Genomic DNA, 4,996 nt, shown 5'->3' with positions numbered 1-4,996 from the left:
AACGGTTGTGGATGAAAATGGCGAACCACTTCCAGGCGCTACAGTCACTGTGGCAGGAACCACCACCGGGACTGTGACGGACCTGGACGGAAACTATTCACTGACAGTACCTGAAAATTCAGTAATTGTTTTTTCCTTTATTGGTTACGAGACCCAAAGGATATCATTGGATAACAGGTCTTTGTTAAATGTGGTCATGACCCCGGACATGTCCTCTTTGGACGAAGTGGTAGTGGTAGGGTATGGTACCCAGAAAAGAAGAGACCTCACGGGGTCTGTTTCTACTGTTAAATTGGACGATGTTTTGAACCTGGCTGTTGCCAGTCCGGATGCCATGTTGCAGGGAAAGGCAGCAGGGGTACAGGTTATACAGAATTCAGGAACCCCCGGAGCGGAAGTATTTGTAAGGGTCAGGGGGTCAGCTTCCTTGTTGGCAGACAGTAGGCCTTTATATGTGATCGATGGAATCCCAATGACCAATATTGGCCGGCAGGGACTCGATGGAGGAGGTCATAGGCCATCAGCACTGGGTGATCTTAATCCAAATGACATCGAATCCATCGAGGTGCTTAAAGATGCCGCTTCGGCAGCAATATATGGATCAAGGGGAGCAGCCGGGGTAATTCTCATCACCACAAAAAAAGGTAAATCCGGTGATGCAAAAATAAATTTCAATACCTATACAGGGGTACAATCGGTATGGAGAAAACTTGATCTGTTGGAAGGAAATGAAATGGTGAATATCGTTCAGGAATCCCGTGCAAACAGGGGATTACCACCGGATCCCCTTCTTGTAACGACAGGTTCCAACACCAATTGGCAGGATGAAATTTTTAGAAATGCAATGACCTCAAGCCATAACCTGTCAATTTCTGGTGGAAATGAAAGAATGACATCTTTTGTTTCTGTCGGTTATTTCAACCAGGATGGAACGATCAGGGGCCAGGAATTTGAAAGGTTCAACGGAAGAATGAACCTGGATTATCAGGCCACCAAATTTATAAAAATCGGAACTAACCTTACTTACAGCCATACCAACAGGAGAAAGGTCGCAAATGATTTTAGTGGGTATTCGGCCTTGGGAAATGCCCTTTTTGCAAATCCTAATTATAGTGTCAGGGATGAAGAAGGAAACTGGTCCATGGATCCTATTGGGGCTTGGGAAAATCCGGTAATGATTGCGGATGATCTGCAGCATTATGCGACTCAAAAGCGGTTTATAACAAATCTATATGCCGAAATCCAATTTCATAAAAACATCAAATTGCGCAGTACTTTCGGCATAGATAATCTTACCAATCGGGAAGATAGGTTTGTACCAAGTTATTTTACAAGAGCTCAGGGCAGAGCTTTGGCCCAGGCAGAATCTTTTGATGAAACGGTCTGGCAAAATGAAAACATCCTTTCTTATACCAAAACCTTGGACAAACACGCCATCAATGTGATGGTAGGAACTACGCTTCTGGAAAGCAGGGCAACCAATCTGTTTGCAGGAGGACAAGAGGCTGCCTCTGATATAATTAGGACAATAGCCATTGCGGATCCCTTTATTCCCAATCATTTTATTACCAATTGGGGACTGGCATCCGTATTTGGCAGGGCCAATTATGCTTATGAGGACACCTATTTGGCAGAAGTCAGCATAAGAAGAGATGGTTCTTCCAGATTTGGAAGGGATAAAAGGTTCGGTGTTTTCCCGGCAGTCTCTTTGGGTTGGAGGATTTCAGAAATGGGATTCCTGAAGGATGCAGGTGCCTTGAATGATCTGAAATTGAGAGCAAGTATAGGGGTGACCGGAAATCAGGAAGGTATCTCCAATTTTGGATCTCTCGCCCTGTATGGTACCGGGCAGAATTACAATGGAATCCCGGGAATTGCCCAAAGTTCATTGGCCAACACTGCCCTTGGATGGGAGACTACAGTCCAGACCAATATCGGTTTTGATGTTTCGATGTTCAACAACCGTATTGTCACCTACATTGATGTATATGATAGGACTACTAGAGATCTTTTGTTTGAAAGGCAGCTTCCCTGGACATCCGGATTCAGTGGAATCAGTAGGGCAAACCTGGGATCCATGCAGAACCGGGGTGTTGAACTGATGATCAGTACCCAAAATATCATTTCAGGTGGTTTTAGATGGTCCACGGATTTCAATATTTCCTGGAACAGAAATAAAATCACCGAACTGCCCGATAATGGCGAACTGGGTTCAGATATGATCTTTACCATGCAGAGCATTCAGAGTGTGGAAGGACCTGGAAATATTTATAGAGTAGGTCAGCCGGTTGGGTCATTTTGGGGTTACAACTACCAAGGTGTTTACGCCACAGATGAAGATGTTCCTGCATCTTTTTTCAGCAGAGGCGTAAGAGGGGGTGATTTTATTTTTGAAGATTTGAACGAAGACGGAATATATTCCCGGGCATTTGATCAAATGATAATTGGAAACGCATTGCCCAAGCATATTGGGGGAATGACCAACAATTTTTCCTACAACAGATTTGACCTGTCAATATTGCTGAACTGGTCTTATGGGAATCAGATATACAACATGACACGGGCTGCACTGGAAGGGATGGCACGGGAAGTAAATCAGCTGTCAACCGTAATGGACCGGTGGCAGAATCCCGGGGACATTACCAACATGCCACGGCCTCTTTATGGCACCTCTTCCGTATCGGGAGCCTCAGCCACAGATAGATCAAGTCGATTTGTGGAAGATGGGTCATTTCTTAGGCTTAGGAATGTGACCTTGGGATACAATCTGCCTCAGACCGTCCTGGAAAGACTAAAGGTATCTAATGTAAGGGTGTATGTAAGTGGACAGAACCTGTTGACAATTACCAACTATTCCGGATTCGATCCTGAAAACCAGAATATCGGTAATAACACCACTCTGCCGTTACTTGGTGTGGATTTTCTTACACAGCCACAGCCTAAAGTGTATATGATCGGTCTTAATGTTGGATTCTAAATCGGAAAATCATGAAACTTTATAAAACATATATTATCCTAATATTTTGCTTATCTGCATCTTCCTGTATCAATGTATTGGACCAGGAGCCCATCAGCCAGATAGCTTCAGAAAATTTCTTCAGATCTGCCAATGATGCAGAGGCAGCCCTAGTGGCCTGTTATCAATCGCTAAGAATTCCTTACTCCAACAATGTAATTATTCCCAACATTGTTCTTGCGGATGAAGGTTGGGCACTTAGGGGCGGAAATTGGACACGAACCCAAAATTTTGAGGTGACTGCCACTGACGGGCACCTCAACAATTACTGGGAGGACATGTATCGGGCACTCCATCGAACCAACGATGTCCTGGAAAATGTCCCAAACATCGATGACCCGGCCTTGCAAAAAGATAGAGTACTTGGTGAGGCCAGGTTTTTAAGGGCATTTATTTTATATCATCTCACCATGAGGTATGGCAATGTCCCCATGCCTTTGGAAACTTCCAAATCCATCGATCAGATATTATCTGTAGGCAGAAGCACCCGGGAGGAAATATTCACTCAGGCCATCGCTGATCTAACAGAGGCTGAAAACTTATTGCCCCATGACCCAGGAAGAAAATATATGGCTACCAAAGCCGCTGCAAGGGGAATATTGGCAAAGGTTGCATTGGCAAGAAACAGTTCCGGTGACCTGGAATTGGCACTATCTAAGTTGAACAGTATTACAGAAACAGGAGGATATAGTTTGATGCCGTCCCAAAATTATCATGATATGTTTGAGAATTTCAAACAAAACTCCGCAGAGTCTATTTGGGAAATCAGTTTTGGTCCTACCATCCAGACCGGTGGAAGCCATAACCTGGATTGGGAAACTGTCCCCCTTATCCGTCCCTTGGGAAATGCAATCCGGTTGGGCCCTGACCCAAAGCTGGTTGCAGCATTTGATGCTAACCCGGATGATATCCGAAGAACTTCCAATATCCGTCCCTTTAATAGTCCTTCCATCACCAATCAGATCGACCATTATATTGCGAAGTACACTGCAGGACCAGTGGACCCAAATGAGTCTAACAGAAGGCAGAAAGATACCAATATCATTGTGTTGAGACTTGCAGATGTAATTTTGTTGCAGGCAGAAATCCTGAATGAATTGAACAGGACCAGTGAGGCTATTCCACTCCTGAATTTTATAAGGGATCGGGCCGGTTTGAACCCTACAAATGCCGCATCACAGGCAGATGTGAGACTTGCAATTGAAAATGAACGGTACCTTGAATTGGCCTTTGAAGGACATAGGTACTATGACCTGGTCCGTACCGGCAGGGCTTTGGCTGTAATCAATAATTATAATGGATTTAATTTTAGCACCGGTATCGAAAGTCCGCGGGGAGTACCGCCGAGTACAGATCGCTTGATATGGCCTCTTCCAGCCCGTGACCTGGACCTGAATCCGAATTTACTTCCTCAAAATCCCGGATGGTAATCATCTCCTAAAGGAAACCAATTCAACCACTTTAACAAATAAGATCTGCTGGCACTTAGCCGGCAGATTCTTTTCCCAAAATAAAATAATAAATCATGTCAGAACACATTACACATGTAGCAATCTATGACGATACCGTCAGGCTGGTTTCCCATTCAAATGAATTTCATGAAGCCTTCAGGATCAGCCTCCAAAATCGGTTGGATGCCGGAATGATGGCCTCCGGTGCCCGGGGAAACCATTTACATGCCATCCCTTTTCTGGAACAGGCAAGAGATGTCTGGGACCAACGAAAAGAAGGAGATGGCACAGAGGAGAAAATTGCCGCTGCCCTGGCATGGTTGGCCCATCGGGCCATTGATTTTCAGGTGAAGGCGAATCAGTTGTCAAATGATGATATCAAAGATCCCCGCTACTCAAAAGATGAACAGGATATTTACCAGGATGTGGTCACCTTCGATAAGGTATTTGAAAATGGGAAGAAAAAACCGCTCTCGCCCAATATGTATATTTCCGAATCTACTTTAGCAAGAAGCATGAATACCCACCC

3 protein-coding genes are annotated in these 4,996 nt (G+C 44.6%); all 3 read left to right on the top strand.

The window, feature by feature from the left end; all coding sequences use genetic code 11:
• Nucleotides 1–2,977 (top strand): SusC/RagA family TonB-linked outer membrane protein (locus ACEW8O_RS09930; protein ID WP_373494475.1); only part of this gene is annotated, 2,977 nt, incomplete at its 5' end.
• Nucleotides 2,978–2,988: 11 nt separating this feature from the next.
• Entirely contained in the window at nucleotides 2,989–4,446 is a 1,458-nt protein-coding gene (locus tag ACEW8O_RS09925) for a RagB/SusD family nutrient uptake outer membrane protein (protein WP_373494474.1), read from the top strand.
• Between the two features lie 95 nt (nucleotides 4,447–4,541).
• Nucleotides 4,542–4,996 (top strand): hypothetical protein (locus ACEW8O_RS09920; RefSeq protein WP_373494473.1); only part of this gene is annotated, 455 nt, incomplete at its 3' end.

The sequence above is a fragment of the Aquiflexum sp. genome (assembly GCF_041749095.1).
Taxonomy (GTDB): domain Bacteria; phylum Bacteroidota; class Bacteroidia; order Cytophagales; family Cyclobacteriaceae; genus Aquiflexum.
This window is presented reverse-complemented; position numbering and strand designations above follow the sequence as displayed.